Source organism: Sinorhizobium sp. BJ1 (assembly GCF_002531555.1).
Classification (GTDB): Bacteria; Pseudomonadota; Alphaproteobacteria; order Rhizobiales; family Rhizobiaceae; genus Sinorhizobium; species Sinorhizobium fredii_B.
Window position 1 is genome coordinate 49,060 of record NZ_NWTH01000019.1, and the last position, 22,192, is coordinate 71,251.

Annotated in this window: 17 protein-coding genes; 2 read left to right on the forward strand and 15 right to left on the reverse strand. The window is 62.5% G+C overall.

Annotation, left to right across the window (positions count from 1 at the left end):
* Nucleotides 1–158 precede the first annotated feature (158 nt).
* From ytfQ to bcsN, 12 genes are all read right to left on the reverse strand, one after another.
* Nucleotides 159–1,121, reverse strand: a complete 963-nt coding sequence (ytfQ, locus tag CO676_RS21945; RefSeq protein WP_014761979.1) for a galactofuranose ABC transporter, galactofuranose-binding protein YtfQ — start codon at nt 1,119–1,121, stop codon at nt 159–161.
* A gap of 150 nt (nt 1,122–1,271) precedes the next feature.
* On the reverse strand, nt 1,272–2,315 hold the full coding sequence (locus CO676_RS21950) for a glutathione synthase (RefSeq protein WP_097522633.1): 1,044 nt from the start codon (nt 2,313–2,315) through the stop codon (nt 1,272–1,274).
* A 9-nt stretch (nt 2,316–2,324) separates the two neighbouring features.
* Entirely contained in the window at nt 2,325–4,223 is a 1,899-nt protein-coding gene (locus CO676_RS21955; RefSeq protein WP_097522634.1) for a flavohemoglobin expression-modulating QEGLA motif protein, read from the reverse strand.
* Nucleotides 4,220–5,056, reverse strand: a complete 837-nt coding sequence (locus CO676_RS21960) for an N-formylglutamate amidohydrolase (RefSeq protein ID WP_179875584.1) — start codon at nt 5,054–5,056, stop codon at nt 4,220–4,222. Before CO676_RS21960 ends, CO676_RS21955 begins: the two co-directional genes overlap by 4 nt.
* Nucleotides 5,057–5,166: 110 nt before the next feature.
* Complete coding sequence (locus tag CO676_RS21965) at nt 5,167–5,379, reverse strand: hypothetical protein (RefSeq protein ID WP_041413943.1); 213 nt, start codon at nt 5,377–5,379, stop codon at nt 5,167–5,169.
* Between the two features lie 398 nt (nt 5,380–5,777).
* Nucleotides 5,778–7,793: an AI-2E family transporter gene (locus CO676_RS21970; protein WP_097522635.1), complete on the reverse strand. Its 2,016-nt coding sequence runs from the start codon at nt 7,791–7,793 to the stop codon at nt 5,778–5,780.
* 70 nt (nt 7,794–7,863) lie between these two features.
* Nucleotides 7,864–8,037 carry a DUF1328 domain-containing protein gene (locus CO676_RS21975; RefSeq protein ID WP_014761973.1) on the reverse strand — a complete coding sequence of 58 codons (174 nt, stop codon included), beginning with the start codon at nt 8,035–8,037 and terminating at the stop codon, nt 7,864–7,866.
* Nucleotides 8,038–8,127: 90 nt separating this feature from the next.
* Nucleotides 8,128–10,281, reverse strand: coding sequence for a tetratricopeptide repeat protein (locus tag CO676_RS21980; protein WP_097522636.1), 2,154 nt, complete (start codon nt 10,279–10,281; stop codon nt 8,128–8,130).
* Nucleotides 10,278–11,321: a glycosyl hydrolase family 8 gene (locus CO676_RS21985; protein ID WP_097522637.1), complete on the reverse strand. Its 1,044-nt coding sequence runs from the start codon at nt 11,319–11,321 to the stop codon at nt 10,278–10,280. The genes CO676_RS21980 and CO676_RS21985 overlap by 4 nt, the downstream gene beginning before the upstream one ends.
* Nucleotides 11,318–13,657 (reverse strand): cellulose biosynthesis cyclic di-GMP-binding regulatory protein BcsB, encoded by a 2,340-nt coding sequence (locus tag CO676_RS21990; RefSeq protein ID WP_097522638.1) that lies wholly within the window; start codon nt 13,655–13,657, stop codon nt 11,318–11,320. Before CO676_RS21990 ends, CO676_RS21985 begins: the two co-directional genes overlap by 4 nt.
* Entirely contained in the window at nt 13,654–15,825 is a 2,172-nt protein-coding gene (gene bcsA / locus CO676_RS21995) for a UDP-forming cellulose synthase catalytic subunit (RefSeq protein ID WP_097522639.1), read from the reverse strand. The genes CO676_RS21990 and bcsA overlap by 4 nt, the downstream gene beginning before the upstream one ends.
* 108 nt (nt 15,826–15,933) lie before the next feature.
* Entirely contained in the window at nt 15,934–16,866 is a 933-nt protein-coding gene (gene bcsN / locus CO676_RS22000; protein ID WP_041414988.1) for a cellulose biosynthesis protein BcsN, read from the reverse strand.
* Nucleotides 16,867–17,251: 385 nt separating this feature from the next.
* Between bcsN and CO676_RS22005 the strand changes: the two genes are divergently transcribed.
* Nucleotides 17,252–18,778, forward strand: a complete 1,527-nt coding sequence (locus tag CO676_RS22005; protein ID WP_097522640.1) for an FAD-dependent oxidoreductase — start codon at nt 17,252–17,254, stop codon at nt 18,776–18,778.
* A gap of 139 nt (nt 18,779–18,917) precedes the next feature.
* The gene (locus tag CO676_RS22010) at nt 18,918–19,811 is read left to right on the forward strand and encodes an NAD(P)/FAD-dependent oxidoreductase (protein ID WP_097522641.1); all 894 of its coding nucleotides are present in this window, start codon (nt 18,918–18,920) and stop codon (nt 19,809–19,811) included.
* 35 nt (nt 19,812–19,846) lie between these two features.
* Here CO676_RS22010 and CO676_RS22015 read toward each other — a convergent pair whose 3' ends face one another.
* The 3 genes from CO676_RS22015 to CO676_RS22025 all read right to left on the reverse strand — a co-directional run bounded on the left by CO676_RS22015 (nt 19,847) and on the right by CO676_RS22025 (nt 22,192).
* Nucleotides 19,847–20,332, reverse strand: coding sequence for a GNAT family N-acetyltransferase (locus CO676_RS22015; protein ID WP_014761965.1), 486 nt, complete (start codon nt 20,330–20,332; stop codon nt 19,847–19,849).
* A 103-nt stretch (nt 20,333–20,435) separates the two neighbouring features.
* Nucleotides 20,436–20,909, reverse strand: a complete 474-nt coding sequence (locus CO676_RS22020) for a DUF2269 family protein (protein WP_014761964.1) — start codon at nt 20,907–20,909, stop codon at nt 20,436–20,438.
* Nucleotides 20,909–22,192, reverse strand: a complete 1,284-nt coding sequence (locus tag CO676_RS22025) for an SDR family oxidoreductase (RefSeq protein ID WP_014761963.1) — start codon at nt 22,190–22,192, stop codon at nt 20,909–20,911. The genes CO676_RS22020 and CO676_RS22025 overlap by 1 nt, the downstream gene beginning before the upstream one ends.

Sequence of the window (22,192 nt, forward strand, 5' to 3'; positions counted from 1 at the left end):
AAACCGTCTCTGCATTGGAAGGCGGCGCAAACGCACGTTGGGACGGATGCGCACCATTCCTCGCCAAGGATCAGGCGTTCTTTCCGCGGCGACCGGTCGAAACCGGCGCCGCGAAACAGGGGGCCCGCGCGGGTGTGCCGCGCGAGCCGTAAACGAGATCAGTAACCGAGCCCCTTCTTTTCCTCGTAGACCTTCATCGGATCGTCAGCCTGGGTATACAGCTTCGATTCCGTCTGGATCCACTTGGCTGGTTCCTTGCCGTCCTTCAGGTAGGTGGCGAGCACATCGAAGGCAGGGCCTGCCATGTTCGGCGTCAGTTCAACCGTGGCATTGGCTTCACCGGCGGCCATGGCCTGGAAGATATCCGGAACGGCGTCGATCGAGACGACGAGGATGTCCTTGCCCGGCTTCAGGCCGGCTTCCTTGATCGCCTGGATGGCGCCGACGGCCATGTCGTCGTTATGGGCGTAGAGCGCGCAGATGTTCTTGCCGCCATCTTCCGCCTTCAGGAAGCTTTCCATGACTTCCTTGCCCTTGGTGCGGGTGAAGTCGCCGGTCTGGCTGCGGACGATCTTCAGGTTGTCCTTGCCAGCGAGCGCCGCTTCGAAGCCCTTCTTGCGGTCGATCGCCGGCGAAGAGCCGGTCGTGCCCTGAAGTTCGACGACGTTGCAGGGCTTGCCGGCCACCGTATCGACCAGCCACTTGCCGGCGACATTGCCTTCATGCACGAGGTCGGAGGTCACCGCCGTCAGGTAGAGGTCCTTCGATGCGTCGACGGTGCGGTCGAGCAGGATCACCGGAATTTCGGCGTCCTTGGCTTCCTGCAGGACCTCGTCCCAGCCGGTGGCAACGACCGGCGCGAGAAGGATTGCGTTGACGCCCTGGGCGATGAAGGAGCGGATCGCCTTGATCTGGTTTTCCTGCTTCTGCTGCGCATCGGCGAATTTCAGGTCGATGCCGCGCTGTTCGGCCTGCTGCTTCGTCAGCGTCGTCTCGGCGGCGCGCCAGCCCGACTCCGATCCGATCTGGGAAAATCCGACAACGAGGTCGGCGGCCGAGGCGCTGCCAAAGGTGCAGGCAGCAAGGATCGTTGCACTAGCAAGTGCCTTCACGAATTTCATGATTTCCTCCCAAAGAAAGCTGCTTTCCATGCAGCTGTCGAGAAAAAATCATATAATATTACTTTTGTAAACTCACATTTATTGGCGCCGGCGTTCATCCACGAAAAATTCCGCCTCAAACTCTACGGAGGGTAGTCACGGCGCTGGGTATCAAAGCGTTGCCAGCGTTCGGTTGGATATGGCACCCCGATAGAGCTGCTGGATCCGTACCTTTTCCTCCAGTGCTCCGATGATGTCCTCGCTGAAATCCACGCCGTGAATCGCTGCGATCTCGGGCAGCCCGCCAGGGGTGAAGACGTTGGCTTCGAGGACGTGATCGCCGACGATGTCGAGCCCGACTAAAAACATGCCGTCCTTGATCAATTTGGGCCGGAGTTTTTCAGCGATGGCGAGTATCTGCGGCGTGACGGTGGCCGGTTTGGCCGTGCCGCTGGCATGCATGTTCGAGCGAACGTCTCCCTTCGCCGGTACGCGGCGGAAAGCAGCATGGACCCCCTTGCGCTCGAGCGGTCGCCCGTTCATCAGGAAAAGCCGGATGTCGCCGCCGACCGCGTCGGGGAGATACGTCTGGGCGATCAGGTATCCGGCCCCGCTCGCCGCTTCGAAGATCTGGTTGAGATTGGCCTCGCCCTTGGACTGGATCTTGAAGACATTCTTGCCACCGGAGCCCTGCAGCGGTTTCAGGATGACCCCGTCCGGGTGGTCTTCGATGAAGCTGCGGATTTCCTCGATGCTCCTGGAGATCATCGTCGTTGGCCGAACGGTCTCCGGAAACTCCTGAAAATAGAGTTTGTTCTGCGCCAGCGCCAAGCCGTCTGGATCGTTGACCACGATGACACCCCGAGCCGCGGCCAACCGTCCGAAATTGGTGCCGACATAGACCGCCCAAGGGCGCCGGTCCGCGTCCTCGGATGGGTCGTTTCGAAGAAACAGCACCTGGATCTCGCCTATGTCCATGGTGGCCTTCTCCTGCGTACTCTTGAGGCTCGTGAGCAACGTTTCAGGCTTCTTCGGTTTGGCGCCGCTCAAGGTGGTCGCGCGGATGAGCAGGCTGTCGTCCGGCCGAAGCACGAAATCTCCGGGCGTGACGTAGCAAACCTCATGCCCGCGGGAGAGTGCCGCCAGCGCCAGCGACGTCGTCGTATAATAGGTCGTCTCGCCCTCGATGGAGTTGACGAAAAAGGCGATGCGCATGGACGGCTCCTAATTGTCCAAAAGGTCGAGGGGAGACATTCCGGTTCGCGCTCTCGCAAGCCGCGCCGGTGCTTGCGGATGGTCGAGGAACATGGGACGCACCGCCGGTCCGCCGAGCAGGCCGCGCGCACTGAGTTCCTGCATGACCCCGAAGTGCGAGGCCGCGATCTTTCCCATCCAGAAAGGTTCGAGAACCCCACCATCTGCCAGATGGTCCAGCAGTTGCAGGAGCCCCCGTAAATAGATCGCATCCTTGACGAGGCCGCCGCCGCGGTAGACCCGCAGCACAACATTGAAGGCATCCGTCTCCGGCAATCCGTGCTCGTGGACGAGAAGCCGGTGGGCCTCCGGCAAAGCCGCGCCGTCGAGCATGGCGGCGCAGGCAATCACCCGCGCGGCGATCAGGCGAAGTCGTTCGCCCGTCATTCCGCCGGACAGAAACTCTGCAAAGACCGCCAGGCCTTCCTGCATGCCCTCATATCCGGCGAGACCCGAGCGAAAGAGGCGCAGCCCCTGCGCGGAGCCGTTGAAATAGGTGAGCAGGTGAACGCCGATCTCGTGGCTGAGGATCGCCTCGACACGATCGACCGGCATGAGTGTGCTTCGAGCGATCAGCAATCGTCTGCCCGATACGAGCAAGCCTGAAGGAAGATCGTCCCGCACTTCAACGCGCGCCTCGAAGTCACTGCAACGGCGCGCATATTCGGCGATCATTTCGCGCGCCCGGCGTTCGACGAAGTAGCAATCGGCGCACACCCGGACTGACGACGCGGAACCGCCGGCCTCGGTACCGCTTTTGTCGGTGCGGGCGAGGACTTCACCTGCCGCCCGCAGCAGTGTGGCCTCTACTGGACCGTAAAGCGCACGGCCGAATTCGATGAATTTTGCCGTCTCCCGCGCGGAAAGCATCGAGAGTTGGAGATCGAGCTCCTGCTGTTTCTCGCGGTAAAGCTGGTAAAGCACCGGATCCTCGAGGTGCTCGAAGGGAATGGAAAAGAGCTTTCGCTTCGCCGCCTCTACCTCCAGGGTCAGAGGCCGATAAAGAAATCGCGGCGCGCGGCCGCAACCGCTTGCGGTAAATTCTGTCCATGCGGCCTGGGCGTTGATCGGCGTCACGGCAAGCAGGAAATCGAAGGTGGATGCAACTTCGTCGATGCAACGGTCGGTGCGCACGACGGCGTCGATGAAGGCCTTTCGCCCCAGGGCGCGATGCGTGGAGGTGGCGAGGCTCCCCGTTGCGCTGGCGAATGCCGCAAAGGCCCGCAGGCCTGCATCGAAGAGGGCAGCGATCAAGCGCTCGCGAAGCTCAGGATAGATCTTGTCCGACTCCTGCTGGCGGTACACCGGCGCAAAGCGCACGCGCATCAACGGGAACGGAATATCGAGCGCTTCGCCCGCAGCTCTCCGTTCTTCCGACCAGTAGCGGATTTCGACCCGCGGCGTGCGGAACTTGACCTGGATCGCCTCGAAGGCCGCGATGAAGGCTCGTGCGGCTGCACGGATGGACGCGTCTTTTCCTGCCGTGACTTCGATTGTGAAAGGCGGAAGGAAAGGCGCCTTGTCGGTGAGCAATTCGTCAGAGGCGAGTTCCCCCATTTCGATCACCATGAACGCTCCGAAGCGGCGCTCGAGCAGTGCTCCGACGGCTTCCACGATCGCCGCTGCGGTAGCTCTGTCCTGCGCGATCAGGTAGGAAGCGTTCGCCTGGGTTATCTCGCGTGCGACGAGAGCACGGTCGTCATCCGAAACATGGACGCAGAGAAAGGGCAGGGCCCGATCGATGTGGAGGCGACCGCCGCTCGGCAGCTCCTGCCGCACCGCCTTGCCCTCTTCGATCGACACGAGCACGTCGGCCAGCCAATCCAGATTGCTCCGTGCCGCAGAGACACCTGCGCTTGCCTGTTTCATCGTGCCGACTCCAATGTGTCGGCGAGCACTGGCAGCGTCAACGCGAGCAGCTTTCTGAGGGCGCCGAGTGTTTCGGCGAATGGTTCTCCGGTCCATTCCTCCATGAAGATCTTCTTGAATTCGACGGCGATCGCGCAGCCCGTTTCCGGAAAATGCTCGTGGATAAAGCGTGCCTGGTAGCCACGGCCCTGAAAGGCGATGTTTTCCCGCACATCGAGTGGCCCGCCGGGAAAGTCGAAGGACCGCACCGCTTCCACGAAACTATCGACCACCGGTGCCCATTTCCGCCGGTCCATGGAAAAGGTGCCGATATTGACGTCCGGCGCTTCGGCGATGAGCGCCGGCTCGGCTTTGGGACCGGCCCGGCGGTGGTTGTAACTGTGCACGTCGAGGACGATGAAAGGTCCGTGGCAGCGTTCGATGCTGCGGAGGTACGATTTCAGCATCGCATAGTATTCGTCGTGCATAGCGAGCGACGCATCAGTGATCTCGCCGGGCAGTTCGCCCGACCAGACGTCGAGACCCCAGGCCTGTTCCGGCCGCAGATAGATCGCGCCGTCGCGCGGCCGGTTGATATCGACCTCGAAGCGCGACCGGTGAACGACGATACGGTTCGGCACATCGCGGATGATGAACTCGGTAAACGGATCCTCCTCGCGAAGGCGCTCTTCCTCGCTGAGTCTACAGAGCCGCTTCACCGCATCGCGCATCGCGTGGCCGTTGTGAATGGCGGTCGCGACGACCGGCGACAGCCCGCGGTGCTGCGTCCACCATTCGCCGGCGGCAGGGAGCGTCAGATCGAAATTGGCTTCCCGAGCTGTGTTCATGTCCATGGTTCCGGCCGCCGCGTCCGTCGCATTCGATGCACGCGGTTCTTCAGCTACAATTCAGAACGAAGTTTTTCGGTTCCAACTGCCAGGAAGGACTTCGAAGACAGCGTTGCTCAGGCACGATTGATCGTCGGCAGAAGGAGCTCTACTTCGCGCTGTCGCTCAGGGCTGAGCGTTTCCACATTGGTCTTCCAGAATGCCTCGGCCTCGTCAGGCTCGGGCTCCCAGTTCCTGATCGACGTCTCGTTATCGTCGATGACCACGCGACGGTGGCCGCCGAGACGCAGATATTCGTCTGCAAGTTTGCGCGCGTTCATCTGTTCCATGACTTCACTCCAGGTTCTTACCCCGAGTACCCAGAACTCCAGCGCTGTCGGAACGTTCCGGGCGTTTGGACGCTCCCGGGACATAGCTATGAACTTTATACGCTTTTTGCCCTGCGGATGCGAGTTTCGGTGTGAAAGCCTGGAGACGGCCGCGCTCAATTAGGCTTTTCGCTGAGTTTTGGAGCCATCTTTCCGGCGGGGTGTCAGACGAACTGCAGCAGGTCACCTCGCTGGATTAGACGCTTCGCGGACCGCTCGAGTATCTCGTTGGCCAGGAGCTATTCCAGGACCGCGCGATACTGGAAGCGCTGATGGAACGAACCCGCGCCACCGGCCTGCCCGCCTCGCGTGACGCGGCCGCCTGCGCTGCCTGATGCCCTGATCTGAAACGCGGCGTCCTATACCGCGTCCTGGTCGGCGGGAGCCCCTTTCGCTGCTGCCGAGCCCCGCCGTCTGCGCGTATGGTGACGCGGGGCAATCTTCGCGCGCACTGCCTTCAATGGCCGGGCGACCGCGTCGGAAAGGGCCTCACGTACGGCCTCGGCGATTGCAGGCACAACAAAATCCGCCTGCAACTCTTCGACCAGGTCGGCTCTTGACGCACCGTCCTCCCGCCAGAGCACGATGCCGATCCGCGCCAGCGGCGCAATGCGTTTCAGTCGTCGCACGATGAACTTGGCATGACGCAGCGAATCCTGATCGAGAAAGCTCACGACGATCGCGTTGCGCCCCGGGAAGGGAAGGGTTCGGATCGTGCCCGGCTTCAGGTCCTTATGGCTCGCGGAGGCCACGTCCGCCCCTTGGATCCGGATGACCTGGGCGAGCATTGCTGCCGTCACATCGTCGAGATCGCCGCGTCCGCCGATGCAGAGGACGGATTTTCCATCTCCAAGAGGCAAGTCATAGTCGTCCGTCTGATCGTCTGCTTCGCTGTTATTTTCGCCGGCGTCTTCGTCTTCTTCCTCCTCTTCTTCCTCTTCGCTGGCGATTTCCTCTAGATTGGCGACGAGCGTGCGTGCGCTCTGGGCAATCTGAGCCACCTGCGGATCGATAAGAGCCCCGCGGGCGCGGTCGTGTTCCGCGAGCAGCAGGGCGGGAATTGCGACCGTGTCGTAGAATTCGACGAGGTATTTCTCCTCGAGCATTTCTTCGGCGTTGTCGGTCGCCTCATCCGGATCGCCGGCCAGCAAGCGTTGATAGAGCCGCTCCTTGGGATCGAGCACCGGCTCGTTGCCCAAAAGAATTTCGAGGAACTCGAACTGCGGGACATGGCGGCCGAGGACCACGAGGCAAACGGTCAGCGGCGTCGACAGCACCAGTCCAACCGGACCCCAGAGCCAGGCCCAGAAAATCGCGGAGACGATGATCGCAAGCGGCGAAAGGCCGGTCCGCGAACCGTAGAGCCAGGGTTCGACGACATTGTTGCTGAGGAGTTCGAGGACAATGAACAGGGCGGCCGTCCACACCAGCAGGCTCCAACCGGGAGCCGCAGCGAAGGCGAGGAAGAGGGGAAGGACTGCCGCGATGACGGGGCCGATATAAGGGACGAAGCGGAGCACGATGGCGAGCATTCCCCAGAGGACCGCATTTGGTATGCCAAGCAACCAGAGGCCGATGGCAAGCGGTATCCCATAGGTGATGTTCACCACCATCTGCATGAGCAGATACTGGCCGACCCGCGCGCCGGCGTCCTGCAGGGCTTCGGTCGTGCGGTGCAGGTCGCCATAGCCGACCAGCCGGATGAAGCGGTCGCGCAGGTCCTCCCTTTCGAAGAGCATAAAGATGACGACGACGATGACGAGACCGGTCGTGGCCAAAGGACCAAGCAGCGGATCGATGATGTTCCTCAGGGTTTCGAGCGGGCGCTGAGGAGAGAATATCTCCACAAGAAGCGGTTCTTGCTCGGGTTCCGGAGCGGGCGATACGGGCGTTTCGGGCTTGGGCCGGCTGATTTCCGTGCTGATCCTTTCCACGACGCGGCTGAGGCGTTCGAAGATCTGGCTTTCTGATCCGGCCTCCTTCAGAACCCTGATCTTCTCGATAATGTTGTACTGGTAGGTGGGGAGGTTCTGCGCCACTTCGCTGACCTGCACGGCCAGGACGACGCTGAATGCGGAGAGGAACAGGAAGGCTGTCGCGACCGTGCCGATGACGGCGACCGAGCGGGGCAAACCGGCTCTCCGCAGCCGCGAAACCACGGGCGCCAGTGCGAAGGTGAGCAGAAGGGCGATCGCCAATGGAAGAAACACTTCGCTGGCGAAATAGAGAACGGCAACCGTGGCGGCCGTTGCGGCAAGCGTCGGAAGCCGGGAAGGCTGCGCGATCGCTGCCGATCCCGGCGCGAGTGCGATCTGCATCGATCGGCCCGCGGCTTGGTCCTGGTCCTGGCCAGCTCTCCTTGAAAACCTCAGCATCTTATCCTCTATGCCCCGCACCTTCAGACCGCCCTTGTGCCTCTCCGAAGGGGTCTAGGGCAAGATGAGGCTACACCACGGCGCTGCCGGCCATGAGGGCAAGGATCAGGAAGATCAGGAATATGACCAGTGCCAAGTAGAAGAGGATCTTGGCGATGCCTGCCGTTGCGGCGGATACGCCGGAAAAGCCGAGAAAACCCGTAATCAGCGATATCACGAGGAAAATAAGAGCCCACTTGAGCATGGCGCAACCTTCATTCGGGAGAAGCCTTGCTAAGCAAGTAGGGCAGCTGGCGGGGAAGCCCAGGGGGACCGCAATCGGAGGCGCCGCTTGCTACTTGTTTGGCCAGACCTCCTGCTCCCGATTGACGTCCGCAAGACCTCGCCGCGCGTCCCGGTTGCCGGTCGCGGCGGCTGCCTCGAATATGCGTTTCGCCTCTGAAAAGCGGTTGAGCCTTAGATAGGCATAGCCGCGCAGCACCATAAGGTCGGTGCGCTCGTTGGAAATCCGCCTCAATTGATCGAGAAATATCAGGGTCTCCCGGTATCGGCCGGCGTCGAAGGCGGCGATCGCACGGTCGGCCAGTATGGCGCCCTGCAGTTCGGCCACGCGCGCACGGCTTTGCGGCGATTTCGTCGCGGCGACGGCCGCCTTGCCGGTCAGCCCGGCGCGGAGATAGGCCAGACTCTGGCCGTAGGCGGCATCCTCCCTGACCGCAGACGCGGAGGCGCGCAGCGCAACCTCGAAGGCCCCGGCTGCTTCGAGGGGACGGTTCATGTCCATCAGGCACCATCCCCGTGCCAGTGCCGCCTGAGGCGGCAGCCGGTTCGGGTCCAACGTCTCGCGGCACCCGAGCGGCCTTCGCACGATTTGACGCGGTGAAGTGCCGACCCTGGCAGGCAGGCCGGTTTGACGACGAACGACATCCGGGCGTCGATTTTCCGGTGAGATCGGCTGTGCGCGTTGCGCCGCGGGGCCTGGGACCTGACCGGCCTCCGCCGGCTTTTCCGGCTCGCCGAGACGAGCGATCCGCTCCGAACGTCCCGCCCAAAGCCGCTGGATCTCGGCCGCGCCGGCAGTGTCGCCGAGTTGATGACGGGTGATTGCCACACCATAGGCCGACGGCTCATCATCCGGCTTCCAGCGCAGTGCCGTCGAAAACCATTGAAGGGCCGTCTGCGGCTGCCCCAGCGTTCGGGCATACCAGCCGAACTGCTGCGCCGTTGCCGGATCGCGCGCCTCCATGGTCTCTTGCGCTATGCGCTGGAGGACTTCGCCGGAGAGAGCGACCGGCGGCTCGATCGCCAGCAAATTGGCGGTCGCCGCCATATAGGTCGCGTGCGCGTCGGCCGACGCATCCCGCCAGGAATAGAGCACCTTCTCGGCTTCTTCCGGGGCCTTGCGGTCGATCAAGGCGAGCGCCAGACCTTGCGAGGCGGAGGCGGAATCCTGCTTGTCGCGCGCACGCCTGAACCATTGCTCCGCCGCGCTCATGTTCTTGCGGCGCAGTTGGTACCAGCCGAGCAGCAGCGCATCGGACGCCATACCTTGCGTCTCGACGAGCCTTTCGACCCGCTGCAGGTACTTCGGGTCAACCGTGAGCGCTGCGTCGTCCTCGCCCTCGGCGACGAAGCGGCGGGCCAGATCGTCGCGGATGCTTTCGAACTCCAGCGTTCCGGAGGTGTTGGGTCTCTCGTAGGAAAGCAGTTCCTGGACAACGGCATAGGGCAGGGCGGCGGCGGCTTTCTGCAGCGTTGCAAGCCGCTCCGGTTCGCCGTTGCAATTCTTGAGAATATAGAGATAGGCGTCGCGCGCCCGACCGTCGCGCTTCGTTGCCGCAAAAGCCTCGGCAACGCGCCAAAGCACATCCACCTCGCTGCAAGTGAGCAGGACGGGCGTGTTGGCGCCGACCTGAATGACGGTCTCATATTGTTTGAGATCGGAGGCATTGATGAGCCTTGCGCGAGCCTCGGCGACGTCAAGGCGCTCGAGGAGATCGGCTGGCGGCTGCCAACCCGCCTCTCTTGTCTGCCGGTCGGCAATTGCTCTGCGTACCTCCGCGTAGCGGCCTTCCGAATAAAGCTGCCACATGGATTCGAGCTGTACGTCCTTGTTGCGTGGGACGGCCAAGGGGTCTTGCGGAGGGGTCCAGTTGGGATAGAGGGCTCTAAGACGCGAAATTTCCGCCTGCAGACGGGTAGTGTCGCCCTGGCTGGCAAAGTAGCGCAGCGCCGACTCGTCGACCGCCGGCGGCTCATCGGCCGGAGGCGCATCTGCTTGTGGCGGCGTCTGCGCCTGCGCGACCTCGCGCGAACCGGTCTCTCTCGCGGCCTTTCCGCTATCGTTGCCGAAGGTAGCGGCCAGCTCCGGTGCGGCACTGGCCATGAGGTCTCCAAAGCCCTTGCGCAGCTGGTCGCTGTCGGCAAGGCCGGCGATGCCGATCACCGTCGCGGTCACTCCTGCGAACGCTATGACTGGAAACTTCATAAACACTCCGGATGCTTTTCCTCCACGAATGACAGTCCCAGCAGGTGCAGGGTCGAAGGGTAATATTGCGTCGGGTGGAACGCCTTGGCGTCCTCTGGCACCTTGGTGCCTTCAAGCACACAGGCCAGAATATGGTTAATAAACCGATAACCGGGATCCGTCAGCGTCGCGCGCACCGCCCCGGTTTCGAGATCGCGGGTCACAAGCTCGCCATCCGGGCCTGACATTCCACGTTGCAGCCTCAGCAGCAACTCACGGTCCGCTTGTTCCGCGCGCATGACGTAAAGCGGTATGCGCAGGGCATTGAAACCGAATTCGCGCGGAAATCCGGCGGCCGGTTTGAGTGTCGTTTTGGCGCTCACCCAATCGGCCGGCATGTCCTGCGGACCGAATTTCATGGCCTGGATCATTGCCTTGCCGTCCGCTCCGAGCGCCCGCCATTTCGGCGAAGGAACCACGCGGTCGAGCACGGGCAGTGCTTCGAAGACCCAGTAGGAGGGATTGATGACGGGGCCATCGTCGCGATCAGAGGCGGAAAACCCCACGACGCCGGGCAGCAGCAGTGTGCGCCCGCCGTGATCGATGACGGTCTTGTCGAGAATAGCCTTGGCGATCGTGACTGCCGCCTGCGAATAGTCACTTCGGCTCCAGCGCTCGGCAGCGAGCGCCAAGCCATATGCAATCAGGATGTCGCCGTCAGTCGCGTTGTTGACGTCGGTCACATGGGGATCAACATCCGGGCTCCATTTCCAGGCGGCCAGTCCGTCGTCGCGCAACAGAAGCTCGCGACGGGTGAAGGACCAGATCTGCTCGAAATCGGCAGGTTCGTTCGCCAGGAACGACAGGAGCAGGCCGTATCCCTGTCCCTCGCTGTGGCTGACATTGCCATTGGCATCGTCGAGGATACGCCCGCTCGAATCCAGGAACTTTGACTTGTACTCCGCCCAGGCGTCGGCTTTCACGCTTGCCCGCCTCTCATCCGCTTCGACCGGCTTGACCAGCACCACCACAAGGAGCGCGAAAATCAACAGGTATCTCATGGTCGGCGCCCCAGTTTACCAAGCAGCACGGCGGTTGCCAGGCCGAGCATCACTGCAAGGCTGACGAGCAGTACCGCATAGAAGAGGATGTTCGTCGACAGCCAGTTCGCTGCGATCAGGCGATAGTTCCAAAAGGACGGCGGCTGCGTCTCGACCAGGCTGAAGCGACGAGCCGGAGTGGCGGTCAGCTTGTCGTCGACTGGCTCGTAGGTCGCAATGTGCCCGGATATCTCACTCCATCGGGATGTGTCGGCGATCGCGGCCACGCCCTCGCGCAGCAATTTCGGCGAGGGAGCTGCCACCACCGTCCAGGTGGCGTTCTCAGCCGGATTGGCCGATTGCGCCACCAGAAGGGTCGCCGTGTCTGGCGGAGCGAAGGGCGCCTCGGCCTCCGGTATCAGCCGCAGCGAATTCAAGGAAATGTCGAAATTGTCCTTGATCCAACTCTCGACATCGACGATGGCGCTGCGCCAGCCACCGCCCTTCAAGCGCGTCTGCCACTCATCGAGCGCGGTCTGTGTGTTGCGCCCCTGGGCAACGTCCTTCGCGCTCCCCCAGGTCGCCTGAGTGGCCGTGTCGATCCCGGCCTGCGTCAGCACCATCTTCGGGAGCTGCGGCATGGCGCCGATGAACAGCGCCTGCCTGCCGTCAGCGACGAGCGGATCGGCGATCGTCTCCACCTGCATCGGCCGTCCGCCGGCAACTGCCAGTCTCGCGATGAAGGTGCCGGCCGCCGAAAGCGTGTCTGCATCGGCCCTGTCGATATAGAGCGCCACCGGATCGGCGCTGCCTCGGTAGGGATAGGCCGAGCCGGACGTTGCGGCCAGATCGGGGCGTCGTGCGACGCGGGCGAAATCCGGCATCGCAAATTCCGACGTGTCGAACAGGGCGAAGCGCGGCTCGGAAGAAGCGGCGGTTCCGGGCGCGCATACTTTGTCGGCTTCGGTCAGCAGGACAGCTTCGAGTTCGATGAGATTGGCTCCGGGACGGAAATGCCGCAGCGTCACATTGATCGGCAGATGACGAAGGATCCCGCCTGACGACGCTCCGAGCGCAACCGTCGTGGCTATGTTGCCGTTCACGTAGACATCGATCCGGCTGCCGGGGCGCACCGCCTCCGTATAGGCCGCATCGAGGAGGATGGTGGCCTCGCCATAAGCATCGGCATAAAAGTCGGAAGGAATTGCCACCTGGAGAGCCGTCCGGAACCGGCGGCCGGGAAACTCGCTTGTGGCGACGCCCAGTTCGGAAAAACGCAGCCTCTTGCCGGAAAATATTAGCGGCGTTTGCGGCAGCCGCCAGCGTTCCGTTTTGATGACGTCGCGCGAGATATCCGAGGGGCGCTCCGTGGCCGCGGTGACCGTTTCGATCGCTGCCGCTACGGCCGCCCAGTCGGGGCCGCTGAGGACGAGAACCGGCGCATGTTCAGTCCCGGATTCGGCGAAGACGGCGACCGTGTTGGTCGCCGCCTCGGCCGGCAGCGAGGGAAGGAGGGGCTGGAGTTCCGTTGCGGTGCCGGCAAGAATCGTCAGTTCGCCAGGCTTGTCGAGGTCCGGCATGTCGCGGCTAAAGACGATCGATTGGGCCGGCATGCGTCCGAGCAAGGCAAGGCCCTGAGCCAACCGCATCAATTCCGGCACGCGGCTCGGCTGCTCCAGAGCGGGCACCACGATATCGAACTGGGTTCGCCCGCTCTCGTTTGTACCGATCGCCTGAATGTCCTCGATCGCGCTCAAGGCTCTGGGCTGCTCACCCTCGAACGCGATGAAGGCGGTGTCGGAGGCTATCTCTGTCCAGAGTTCGTAGGTCGACTGGATCGTGCAGTCGGTTCGATGTCGGTGCCGAGCCCGGAAGCGGATCTCGTTCGACCCGGTACGCAGCAGGCCCGGCGGTATGTCGTAGCTACGGTCGTGCGGCTCGTCGGCGGCCTGGACCGGTGCTTCGCCGATAAGTTTGCCGTTCACCAGAACGGACAGGACGGATGTCTCGGGCGCAACGACGATCGCGTTCTGATAGGCAAAGGTGAGTTTGCGGCCGGCTGCAGCCTGCGCCGGCGTCAGATAGATGGACCAGGCGCGCTCGTCCGCTTCACCGGCGAGCGACAAGGTCGGAAACGGCAGGATGAAGCGCCGGAACGGCTCGGCCGCCGGGTGAGGCGCGCTCGCCTCGGTGCTGCCGGAGCTTTGCTCGGCGTCACGTCTTTGCGGCGCCTTTTCCACCGGCGGCGCGGCAGGCTGTTCGGCGGGGCGCTCGCCCGACATGTCGAAGGGGGAGGGCTGTGCCGCCGCCTGCGACCCGGCCAAGAACATCATCAGGAGTGCGAGCACGTGCTTCATTTGTTCGCTCCCGCCTCGGACTTTATGCTGCGGAAGAAATAGATGAGGCCGCGACTCATCTGATAAAGGGCCAGCCAGAGGAACCAGAGCGTGCCTCGCACCAGGCCTGGATTGCCGCGCCGCATGCGCTGAAACTCGCTCCACTGCTGGGAATTCGCGAAGATGAGGTCGGCGACCAGGCTATGGTGGCGAGCGATTTCCGGCAGATAGCGGCAGCCGACGATCGTCAAATCGCCGTCGGTCTCGATATTTCTGATCTTGACCGGCAGCGTTTCGAACGTACCGTCGCCGCTATAGGGCTGGAAGCGGATCTGCCCTCTCACATCGATGAGGAGCTCGTCGGTGGGAAGGCCATAGACCTGGACTCTCGCCCCGTGTGCCGAAACGTTCTCGATCGTTGCGGGATATGTCTGCTCGCCGAACGAGAATTCGCAGCGCCGGCTGACCTTCACACGCCGCGAGGCTGCCTTTTCGCCGCGTTCGGAGACGACCCCGAGTGCGCAGCCGGCCATGATGAGGTTGAGAAGATTCCAGCCGCCGACGACGAGCGTAATGTCCGCCTTGTAGGGCTCCGTATAGACCCGGTAAATGGCCAGCGCCGAGGCAACAAGGAGGACGGCGAAGATCACGAAGAACGGCCGACTGATCTCGGAAAGCCGGCTCTCAAAGACGGACTCGTCCTTTGCCGTCACCTTGAATGTCGGTTTGCGCGGGTTGAGCAGGACCGAAACGACCGCCGGCAGCAGATGCACGGTCTGCGCATATTCGTAGAGCTCGGATATCCACGGCCAGCGGAACGATCCGTAGAGATAGTTCTGCATCGTCAGGTTCACGAGCATGTAGACGAGCGTATAGGCGAGGAACTCGCCGCCGGAGGCGGTGAAGATCTGAAGATCGAAGAACAGGTAGAAAAGCGGCGCGAAGAGGAAGATCGTCCGCGAGAACGGAAACAGCCAGAACAGCGTCGACGACATGTAGCAGAGGCGCTGCGGTATGGATAAGCCGCCCTTGAGCAAGGGGAAGCGGAACATCAGGATCTGCATCATCCCCTGCGCCCAGCGGCTGCGCTGGCCGATGAAGCTTGCAAACGTCGCCGGCTGCAATCCGGCGATCAGGGGACGGTCGACATAGACGCTGTTCCAGCCGCGCCCGTGAAGTGCCAGTGCCGTCTCGCAGTCCTCGGTGATGCTCAGTCCGCTGAAGCCGCTCGTATCCTCCAGCGCCTTGCGCCGCAGTACGGCTGCCGAGCCGCAGAAAAAGGCGGCATTCCATTTGTCGAGACCGCGCTGGATGATGCCGTAGAACATCTCGTTCTCGCTCGGCATCTTCTCGAAGGTCCTGAGGTTGCGCTCGAGCGGATCCGGGTTGAGGAAGAAATGCGGCGTCTGCACCAGGAACAGGCGCGGATCGTCCTCGAAATAGCCGACCGTTTCGAGCAGGAAGTCGCGCGCCGGAGCGTGGTCGGCATCGAAGACGGCGATCAACTCGCCGTTCGAATGCAGCATCCCGTTGTTGAGATTGCCGGCCTTCGCATGCTCGTTGCGGTCGCGGGTGAGATAGCGCACGCCGAGCTCCTCGCAGAGTTTCTGCAGTTCCCGGTGTCGTGCGGCCGCACGCTGGGCGTCGACGAGATTGGTGGAATTGCGCTTCTGCGAGGTGCCGCCGTCATCGAGCAGCCAAACCGTCAGCTTATCGGCCGGATAGTCCATGCCCTTGGCCGCCGCAAGCGTGTTGGCAAGCAGGTCCGCATCCTCGTTATAGGACGGCACGAAAACGTCGACCTTCGGGTATTTGCCCGGCGTCGCGGAACGCGATGGCCGCGGCGGAAGCGGCATGGCCACCACGAACAGGCTGAGGGCGAGCATCATGACGCTGTACATTTCCGCTAGGTAAAGCAGGAAGCCCGGAATGAAATTCTCCGGCTGGTTGACCGGCGGCAAGGTGCTCGTCGTACGCCAATAGACATAACGCAGCACCATGGCGCTACCGAAGGCTAGCGCAATGAGCCGCCATTTGCCGCCCGCGTCCAGGAGCTTGATAAGCGCCACGAACGTCACGACAAGCACGCTTGCGATCAACTGGGTCTGCAGGTTGACGGGCAGCGTGATGAGCGCGACGAGGCAAAGGGATATGATGACCCATGCGGCAAGAGTAGCGACCTTACTCATACATTTGCCTTCCAACAGCGGCGTTCATGCCGCTGGCGATCGTTTACAAAAACAAGCCGGATCGGACGACCCGTCGAGCGCCATAGCAGGCTCGAGTTAGCGCGGTTGTTAAGGGCAGACTGTACCTCCCAGCGGTGTGCACGTCGGCAGGGGAACCACGACAGTGCCTACCGCGCCAGTGGAAACTGCTGGGGTCGGCAGGCTTCCTTCGGCTTGCGGCGCGGGCAGCGGGGTCACGACCGCCTGAGGTATAACGTCCGGTTTGTCAACCACAGTCGTCGTTCGAACCACGGCCTTCGCCTCCGTTCGTCTCCTCCCTTCGGGTTCAGACGCTTGGTCGCCCGACGGCATCTCCGTGCGATAGATGGGACTGCCCGTTCGTCCGAGCCCGGCGTCGACAGCCGGTGGTGCCCCGTAGGGGTTCCATGCCGGGTCGCCGACGGTGCCGCTGATCGTATAGCCGTAGACGACACTCAGCAGTTCGTTCTCCGTGGCCCCGGCCGCGCAATAGCGGAGCCGTACCTGGATGGTGCCGTAATCCCGCAGTGGAGAGCGCTGGCTTTCCGGTGGACGTATTTGCTGCCACGCATAAAGGCAAGCGTCGCCGCCGCGCCCACGCCCGAAGGCATAGCCAAAGGGTCCGTAGTTGTTCTGAAGGAAGTAGGGCGATTGGGCCAGCGGAACGCCCGGAATGGCGCGCCTCGCCTCGCGCATCATCTCCAGTGCGCGAACGGCCGAGTAGGCGGCCGTTTTCTGGTTGAAGCCCGCACCCGTAGGTTCGAAGAATGTGGCGCGAAAGTAATTCTGTCCGGGTGTTGAAGCGGATGTGTGCAAATTGACATCCTGCTCGACGCCATTGCCAAAGCGCCGCTCGACCACGTTCAAGACCGCTGGCCCCCCTGGTGGCGGCAGGACGAGGGCGTTTTCCGTCGGCACGATCGTTGCGCCTGTTGGAACGTGGACTCCTTCACGGGTCGTGCAGCCTGCAAGGGACAGAAACGCGAGAACGACCAATCCGACGGCCTTGCCGCTGCACCGCAAACTGGCAACCTCCAATCTTGCCCCCACAGGGGCGCGCGTCTTCTCAAACGCACACAGGCCGTTGCGGCACATTGAATTTCTGCTTGTTCCGTTCAAACGGCCCGACTCCACGAAACACGCAGAAATGCGGAGCTCGCTCCGCCCGCATCTCACATCTCAATCCATTCCGCGGCGACCACGAATCGACACTCGGGCCGCCGCCTAATGGAACGCATAGTGCAACTGAGGCTGTTTTCAAACCCGCATAAACCGGGGCAGGCGACGCGCGGCAGTCCGACGCGGTCCGTGCTTTAGGGTGTCGGTGTGCAAGACACAGGCCAGGCGCTTCGTCACCGGAGGAACATTTCCCAGCGAACGCGGTTCGTTTCGAAGGAGATTTGACCTGATGAACGTGAATGCCGAACGCAGCGTTTCCCTTTGGATGGCAACAGTCCGCGAGTGGCAGGCGCAACCGCTGACCGCCAATGAGCGGGCAGACGTGGTGGTGGTCGGTTCCGGCATCGCTGGCCTTTCGACCGCCTATGAGCTGTGCCGCCAAGGGCAATCCGTGATTGTCGCGGACCGGGGCGCCATTGGTCGAGGCATGACCGCTCGAACCAGCGCACACCTCGCCTCCGTCCTCGACGATTTTTACCACAAGCTCATCGGCATACGTGGACGTGACGAGGCCCGGCACTACCTCCATAGCCAAATCGCTGCGCTCGATCGCGTCGAACAAATCCAGCAGACCGAAGAGATAGAATGCGATTTCCGGCGTATCGATGGCTATCTGTTCGCTGCCTCGGACGACGACGTTTCTCTCTTGGAGCGGGAAATCGACGCCTGTCACAGCCTGGGCTTCTCCGACGTCGCCTGGGATACAATGCCGGCCGCGGCTGACGGTCGCGAGTACCGCTGTCTCCGGTTCCTGAATCAGGCGCGCTTCCACCCGCTCAAGTACCTCGAGGGGCTTATGCGCTGCATTCAAAGAGAGGGCGGGCGCATTTACGCCGACACACCGGTCATGAGCGTCGAAGAGAAGGACGGCGAAACGATCGTGCGAACGCAAAACGATCATCAAATCCGCGCGCGAGCGACGCTCATCGCGACCAACTCGCCGATCAACGACTGGATCGCGATCCACACGAAGCAGGCGCCATACCGCACCTATGTCATTGCCGGCCGCGTCCCAAGCGGCTCGGTTGTCGATGCGCTCTATTGGGACACGCTGGATCCCTACCACTATGTGCGCCTGCAGCCGGTGGGCGATGAGCACGACTGGCTGATTGTCGGTGGCGAGGACCACAAGACGGGAAAGGCCGACGACCAGCCAGAGCGGATAGCGAGGCTTACCGAGTGGGCAAGGGCGCATTTCCCGCAGATGAGCGATCCGGAACATGCCTGGTCCGGTCAAGTCATGGAGCCGGTGGACCACCTCGCCTATATCGGCCGCAATCCCGGAAACGAGAACATTTTCGTGGTGACCGGCGATTCCGGTGAGGGGCTGTCGAACGGTGTCGCTGGTTCACTTATTTTGCGTGACCTTATCCTCGGGCGCGAAAATAGCTGGGCGGGCGTCTACCAGCCTAGCCGCATTTCGATCGGCGCAGCTGGCGAGTACATTTCCGAAAACCTCACCATGCCGGCCAATCTCGCCGAACATCTCACCGGCGGGGAATTGTCTTCGGTCGATGAGTTGAAGCCGGGCGATGGCGGGCTCATTCGCCGCGGCACGGCAAAGCTTGCCGCCTTCCGCGACGACGGCGGCGAACTCCATCTTCGTTCCGCGACTTGCACCCACGCCGGCTGTGTCGTGCACTGGAACGGCTTCGAAAGATGCTGGGACTGTCCATGCCATGGCTCCCACTTCTCGGTCGATGGCGAACCTCTGAACGCGCCCGCGTTCAAGCCCCTCGCAGGCGCACAAGAATAGGGCGCGGCGAGTAGGGCTACGCAACATCTCGCGAGAACGACCGGTCTCACGGAACAACTGGCGACTTGCGCCGTTCACAGCGGGCCAGTTGGCTAGGAACGCCAGATCAGTGATTGGGTGAGTAAAGCGCCGTAACGTCATGTTTGATTGCATCATTCTGGGTGGAGGTCCTGCCGGTCTTGCCGCAAGCGTCTATCTGGCGCGCCTCAATCGCCGTGTGGTCCTCGTCGACGAGGGGAAGAGTCGCGCTTCGCTCATCCCGCGCTCCTACAATCATCCGGCTTTTCCGGATGGCGTAGCCGGCCAGGCGCTGCTTGACCGCATGCATGATCAAGCCAGCAGATATGGCGTCGAACATGTTGTCGCCCGTGGCGACCGGTTGGAGCCGATCGATGACGGCTTTCGGTGCACAGCAGCCGGACGCACCTTCCAAGCCCGTGCAATCATCTGCGCCACAGGTCTAGTTGATATTCTTCCGCCCTGGCCCGATGCAACGGAATTGGTACGAAAGGGAAATCTCAGGCTGTGCCCGATCTGCGACGGGTACGAGATCAATGGCGCTCCTGTCGTCGTCATTGGCCGCAGCCGGCGGGCGATGAAGGAAGCCGCGTTTCTGCTGTCGTTCACCGACGACGTGACGGTGGCGACGTTGGGTGCCGAACTGGAGGGCCTAAGTCCTGCAGATATCAAGTCGCCTGTTCGACTGAGCACAGCCCGCTTGGCCCATCACAGACCCGCTCCCGACGACCGCATCGCGTTGGAATTCGTGGATGGGGTAACGATGGAGGCGGTGGCGGTGTACTCGGCGCTTGGCTGCAGGCCTCGGTCCCTGCTTGCGCGGTCGCTTGGCGCCAAGCTCGACGAGGAGGGGCGGATACTGACCGATCAACATCAGCGCACCAATATCCAGCGCTTCTACGCGATCGGCGATGTGGTGACGGGTCTAAACCAGATGGGCGTCGCCATGGCACAGGGGGAGATCGCCGCAGTTACCGCGCACAATGATTTGGCGGAGGCCTTTGGCGAACCTTGAGCGGGCCATCAGGCCGTGGCTGCCGGCTCGCTCGTTCACACGGATGAAAGCCGCCGCGCCAGGCCGATTTTCTCCAGTTTCATTCGCAGCACGGGATCAAGAACGACCTTCCTCCAAAGCTGCCGATAACCAAGGCGTTGATAGAGCTCGAGCGCTCGTTCATTTGCAGCGGCCACTTCGATGCGAGCTTCGGTATGTCCCCGCTCGCGAATCTGTGCTTCGAGCGCCCTCACGAGCGCCGATCCGGCACCTCGGCCCTCGAATGCCGGAGCAACCCAGATATCGCTGATCGTATCGTCCGCCTGCTCGCAGGCTCCTATCCCGGCAGCTTGGCCGTCGATGTCAGCCACCAGGATGTTAGATCCCATCTCCAGGAGAAATGGCAAGAAGGGATTGTCCCGCGCGATCGCGATCGCAACCTCCGTCGGGACCAGCGGTTTTATCCCCTTGCACCAGGCCGCAAGGCCAATTTGAGCAAGAGCATCCACTTCTTCGCTCGTGGCGGGGCGCACGACGATCATAAGATTCGTTCCTCCCGAAAGCGCGGTCAACGGTAACCGCTGCCAAGATGCAGCTCTGCCCCGCGAAGCCGCCACTCTCGGCGCAACCGCGGCATCATTTTACTCACCACCCTATAGTCGGCCGGGCAATCATCAGCCAGAAAATCGCCATAACCGCACCGAAGGCCGGGAAGCCGAAGGCGAACCACAGATGAAACAGCCGATGGTATCGTTTCGGCAATGGGGCGCCGGCCTTGCTGGCCACCTCTGCGAGCCTGCGCAGTTCCATCTGCATCCATACCACAGGCAGCCAAAATGCACCGGTGACCAGGTACAGAAGGACCGACAGAAGGATCCATCCCTCCGTCAGGGAATAGCCGACATGCCAGGCAAGCGCGATCCCCGTTATCGGCTGCAGGATGACGGCGGTGGCCGTGAACAGGAAATCCGCCAAAACGACGATACGCGCGACGGCAGCGATCGTCTCGGCCCGACCGGTGCGATGCGCCACAAGCATGAAGAACGCAATTCCCGCGCCCGTGCCCAACAGCACGGAGGCACCGATCATGTGCAGGTACTTGAGAACGAAATAGAGCATCATCGCTCCTCCAGGATCCCTAAGGCGGCGAGGTGCAGCACAATGATCGGCCAGATCTTCATGAGCGGGCCGAGCGGTTCGCGCCACAATTCCGGAAGCAGGATCGTCCCGGCCACCGCATAGAAGAGGGAGATGCCAATGGCACCGTAGAGCCCGGCGCGGCTCGTTCGACGAACCGCAATGGCAAGCCCGATGGCGATGTCTGCGATCGCTCCGGCGATGACGCTCGGACCAGCGAGAACACCAGCGCCGGTGCGCTCCATGAGGTCGATGCCGATCTGGTAACCGACCGTTAGCGATACGACGCCGGTGCTGATCCAAAACAGCGACAGAACGACAAAGATGACCGGCTTCAGGAGGTAGAGCTTGGCGAACCATCTTTCCTGAACCGAAACGGGCGTTCTCGTCAGCGCCGCCGAGAGCGCTGTCGGTTCTATCTGCGTGTTCTCCGACCAGGCCCGGTTGTCGCCCGTGGCGCCGCGCGTGATCTCCTTTTGTGCCGTGCTCCGCGTCGGCGGACGCCAGCCGAGCGCTCCGGCAAGATCGCTGAGCTTGTAGAGGAGATCTGCGAGCGGACGAGGTATGTTGAGGACGCGGGCAGGGCGCCAGCCAAGCCATTGCCGATAGGCCCTCACGACAGCTTCGAAGGACAGCGCCTCCGGCCCTGCGACCTCCAGGACCAGCCGCTTAGGGGCACCAGGATGGACGAACATCTCGACGGTGCGCGCAACATCCTCCAGGCGCACCACCTGAAGAAGCCCGGTATTCGGCATGAGCGGCAAGACGGGCAAGGCGGCAAGGCCCCGGAAGAGCGCACTGGCGCCAAAGGCGCCGGGCCCGAGGACGACGGAGGGGCGCAGAATGACCCAGTCGAGATCGCGGGCCATCAGCGCCTCGTCGCCTTCGAGTTTGGTGCGCGAAAATGAGGAGGGTTGCGCCGTTTCGACGCCCATCGCGGAAAAGTGTATGACGCGGCGGACACCGGCCCGTTCACAGGCATGAAACAGGGCTGAGGGACCGCGGACGTGGACGCCGGCCGTATCTTCGCCCGGTCCATCCTGAAGTGTCCCTGCACAGTTCACCACGGCGGTTATGCCTGCGAGATGTGGCAGCCAGTCTTCTGGCTGGATAGCGAGCGCAAGATCGAGTTCCACCGTTTCGCCCGGCCACGGCCGGGAAGAGCCCGGTCGGACCACGCGCACCACTGCAATGCCGCGCTCGAGAAGCTTCGCGCAGACGGCCGAGCCGATCAGGCCGGAAGCTCCTACCACAAGCACTCTCAT

What these genes read in the sequence shown, in the direction of transcription:
- ytfQ (WP_014761979.1), bottom strand. Translation starts at nt 1,121, where the DNA reads ATGAAATTCGTGAAGGCACTTGCTAGTGCAACGATCCTTGCTGCCTGC.
- CO676_RS21950 (WP_097522633.1), bottom strand. Translation starts at nt 2,315, where the DNA reads ATGCGCATCGCCTTTTTCGTCAACTCCATCGAGGGCGAGACGACCTAT.
- CO676_RS21955 (WP_097522634.1), bottom strand. Translation starts at nt 4,223, where the DNA reads ATGAAACAGGCAAGCGCAGGTGTCTCTGCGGCACGGAGCAATCTGGAT.
- CO676_RS21960 (WP_179875584.1), bottom strand. Translation starts at nt 5,056, where the DNA reads ATGGACATGAACACAGCTCGGGAAGCCAATTTCGATCTGACGCTCCCT.
- CO676_RS21965 (WP_041413943.1), bottom strand. Translation starts at nt 5,379, where the DNA reads ATGGAACAGATGAACGCGCGCAAACTTGCAGACGAATATCTGCGTCTC.
- CO676_RS21970 (WP_097522635.1), bottom strand. Translation starts at nt 7,793, where the DNA reads ATGCTGAGGTTTTCAAGGAGAGCTGGCCAGGACCAGGACCAAGCCGCG.
- CO676_RS21975 (WP_014761973.1), bottom strand. Translation starts at nt 8,037, where the DNA reads ATGCTCAAGTGGGCTCTTATTTTCCTCGTGATATCGCTGATTACGGGT.
- CO676_RS21980 (WP_097522636.1), bottom strand. Translation starts at nt 10,281, where the DNA reads ATGAAGTTTCCAGTCATAGCGTTCGCAGGAGTGACCGCGACGGTGATC.
- CO676_RS21985 (WP_097522637.1), bottom strand. Translation starts at nt 11,321, where the DNA reads ATGAGATACCTGTTGATTTTCGCGCTCCTTGTGGTGGTGCTGGTCAAG.
- CO676_RS21990 (WP_097522638.1), bottom strand. Translation starts at nt 13,657, where the DNA reads ATGAAGCACGTGCTCGCACTCCTGATGATGTTCTTGGCCGGGTCGCAG.
- bcsA (WP_097522639.1), bottom strand. Translation starts at nt 15,825, where the DNA reads ATGAGTAAGGTCGCTACTCTTGCCGCATGGGTCATCATATCCCTTTGC.
- CO676_RS22005 (WP_097522640.1), top strand. Translation starts at nt 17,252, where the DNA reads ATGAACGTGAATGCCGAACGCAGCGTTTCCCTTTGGATGGCAACAGTC.
- CO676_RS22010 (WP_097522641.1), top strand. Translation starts at nt 18,918, where the DNA reads ATGTTTGATTGCATCATTCTGGGTGGAGGTCCTGCCGGTCTTGCCGCA.
- CO676_RS22015 (WP_014761965.1), bottom strand. Translation starts at nt 20,332, where the DNA reads ATGATCGTCGTGCGCCCCGCCACGAGCGAAGAAGTGGATGCTCTTGCT.
- CO676_RS22020 (WP_014761964.1), bottom strand. Translation starts at nt 20,909, where the DNA reads ATGCTCTATTTCGTTCTCAAGTACCTGCACATGATCGGTGCCTCCGTG.
- CO676_RS22025 (WP_014761963.1), bottom strand. Translation starts at nt 22,192, where the DNA reads ATGAGAGTGCTTGTGGTAGGAGCTTCCGGCCTGATCGGCTCGGCCGTC.